The 2,790-nt window shown below is 76.9% G+C and carries 3 protein-coding genes; 2 read left to right on the forward strand and 1 reads right to left on the reverse strand.

Translation table 11 applies throughout. The features are described 5' to 3' along the window. The first annotated feature begins 73 nt into the window (after nt 1–73). Entirely contained in the window at nt 74–907 is an 834-nt protein-coding gene (locus CTKZ_RS20985) for an SDR family NAD(P)-dependent oxidoreductase (protein WP_124344696.1), read from the forward strand. Nucleotides 908–971: 64 nt separating this feature from the next. On the opposite strand, the gene nhaA is transcribed toward CTKZ_RS20985, so the two are convergent. Further along, the gene (gene nhaA, locus CTKZ_RS20990) at nt 972–2,351 is read right to left on the reverse strand and encodes a Na+/H+ antiporter NhaA (RefSeq protein ID WP_124344697.1); all 1,380 of its coding nucleotides are present in this window, start codon (nt 2,349–2,351) and stop codon (nt 972–974) included. Nucleotides 2,352–2,616: 265 nt separating this feature from the next. Between nhaA and CTKZ_RS20995 the strand changes: the two genes are divergently transcribed. Continuing rightward, nucleotides 2,617–2,790, forward strand: a 174-nt coding sequence (locus tag CTKZ_RS20995; RefSeq protein WP_148090550.1) for a DUF2510 domain-containing protein, incomplete at its 3' end; no start/stop codon positions are given.

Below are 2,790 nucleotides of genomic sequence, written 5' to 3' on the forward strand. Positions count from 1 at the left end.
GCCCCCGGGCGTCGTCCGGTGCGTCCCCGGCCGTCGCCCGGCGCACCCGCGCGACCTGCGGCAGCATGGCCCGGTGACCACCGACGCCGCCCTGCCCGTCCCTCGTACCGCCCTCGTGACCGGCGCCGGCCGCGGCATCGGCCGCGGCGTCGCGCTCGGCCTCGCACGGGCGGGCTGGGCCGTCGCGCTCGTCGGACGGACCCGGGCGCACCTCGACGCCGTCGTGGAGGAGGTCGCGGAGACGGGGGCGCGCGTGACGGTCGCCGCGGGGGACCTGATCGACGCGACCGCCGTCCTCGACGCCGTCGCGCGCGTCGAGACCGCGTTCGAGGACCTCGGCGGTGTCGGCCTGCTCGTCAACAACGCGGGCGTCATCGAGCGCGCCGAGGTGCCGTTCGCCGACGACGACGTCGAGGACACGTGGCGTGTCGTCGAGACCAACGTGCGCGGGCCGCTGCTGGTCACGCGTGCCGTGCTGCCGGGCATGCTCGCGCGCGGCGGGGGACGCGTGCTCAACATGAACTCGGGCGCGGGCGTCAACCCCGGCGGCGCGTACACCGGCTACTACGTCAGCAAGGGCGCGCTCGCGCGGCTCACGACGATGCTCGACGCGCAGTACCGCGACCGCGGCCTGCGCGTGCTCGACCTCGCCCCCGGTGTCGTCGCGACGGACATGACGGGCGGGATGCCCGCGCACGACGGGCGCACCGCGTGGACGCCCGTCGAGGACGTCGCGGAGCTCGTGCGCGCGTTCGGCGACGGCGAGCTCGACGACCTGTCGGGCCGGTTCGTGCGCGCAGGCGCCGACACGCCCGCCTCCCTGCGGGCCGCCGCCGAGCGGCTGCTCGCGACCGACGCGCGGCGGCTGCGGCTGCCGACGTGGGGCGAGGACGACCCGCTCGCCTGACCCCCGCGCCGAGGCTCCGGCCGGGCGGCTGACGGGCGACGGTCCGGCCAGCGGCTCGTGGGCGTCACTCCGGCGCGCGCCACGGCAGCGGCGGCAGCGCGGGCGGGGGACCGTCGGTCGCGGGCGAGCACAGCGGCAGCTTCTCGCCGAGCCAGCGCAGCAGGACCGACCCCGCGACGGCGGCGACGAGCGAGCCTGCGAGGATGCCGATCTTCGCCTCCGACAGCACGTCCGGCTGGTCGCCGAACGCGAGCTGGGCGATGAACAGCGAGATGGTGAACCCGATGCCCGCGAGCACCGCGCCGCCGAGCAGGTGCCCGTACCGGACGCGCCCGGGGAGGTCGCCGAGCCCGGCGCGGATCGCGAGGGTCGAGGCTCCGGTGATGCCGACCGCGTTCCCGACGACGAGCGCGACCGCGACGCCGATCGTCACGCGCGAGCCCGCCGCGTCGGACAGCGTCTGCGCGTCGAGCACGACGCCCGCGTTCGCGAGGCCGAACAGCGGCACGACGAGGTACGCGGACCACGGGTGCAGGATCCGCTGGAGGCGGTCGCTCGTCGGGACCGCCGCGCGCGCGGCGAGCTCGGCGAGGTGCTCGCGCTCGGCGGTCGTGTCGTCGACCAGGTCACCCGCGTAGACGGGGACGGCCTCGACCTGCTCACGCTGCGGGACGGTCGCCGGGACCAGGAGCCCGACCAGCACGCCCGCCAGGGTCGCGTGCACGCCGGACGCCTGCACGGCCATCCAGAGAGCGACGCCCGCGAGCACATACGGCGTGAGCTGCCAGACCCGCAGCCAGCGCATGACGGCCATGCCGACGACGACGAGCGCCGCGACGCCGAGCGCCGCGAGGTCGACGTCGTCGGAGTAGAAGACCGCCATGACGGTGATCGCGCGGATGTCGTCGACGATCGCGAGCGTCAGCAGGAACAGCCGCAGCCGGTCGGGGCAGCGCGGCCCGAACAGCGCGAGCACGCCGACCAGGAACGCGGTGTCGGTCGACATCACGACGCCCCAGCCGTGCGCCGCGTCCGTCCCGGCCGTGAACGCCAGGTAGATGAGCACGGGCACGAGCAGCCCGCCGAGCGCGCCGAGCGCGGGCACCGCGACGGTCCGCCGGTCGCGCAGCTCGCCGCTCGTCGCCTCGCGGGAGATCTCGAGCCCGACCACCGCGAAGAACACCGCCATCGCGGCGTCGTTGACCCAGTGGTGCAGGTCCAGATCGAGCGACATCGACCCGATGTGGAAGCCCGCCGTCGTCTCCCAGAGCGCCTCGTACGCGTCAGCCCAGGCGCTGTTCGCCCAGACGAGCGCGAGCACGGTCGCGGCGAGGAGCGCGACGGCGCTGCCCGCCTCGGTGGACAGGAAGCGGCGCACGGACGGGTTGAGGGCGGGGACGCGGACGCGCAGCGCCGGCCCGGGCGTCGTGGGGGGAGCCGTCACCGGCCCAACGTCGCAGGTGCGGCGGCCCGACCGCAATCCGGGCCCGGTGCGCGGGCGCTGGCGCACGGGCGGTGCGCCGGGCTGCTGGTACCGCCGCGCGAGCGGGGCGCCAGGCTGCTGGTACCACGGCGCGGGGGAGTGCGGTCGGCGTCGGCCACGGCGTCGCCGTCGGGGTTGGGCCGAACCGGTGGTCCTGGCTCAGGACGGCCTCGCGCGCGAGCGCCCGACGCTAGGGTCCGTCCGTCCCGCCGCCGAGGAGCCTCCCATGACGACCCCCGCGTCCCCGCCCGCCGCCTGGTACCCCGACCCGCACGACGCGGCGCAGCTGCGGTGGTGGGACGGCGGCCGCTGGACGGAGCACGTCGAGCCGCGACCCGCGACGGCGGCCGTCGCGCCCGGGTTCCCCGCCGCCGGACCGGCCGCGCCGACCGCACTCCCC

Origin of the sequence: Cellulomonas algicola (genome assembly GCF_003851725.1) — a bacterium.
Classification (GTDB): Bacteria; Actinomycetota; Actinomycetes; order Actinomycetales; family Cellulomonadaceae; genus Cellulomonas; species Cellulomonas algicola.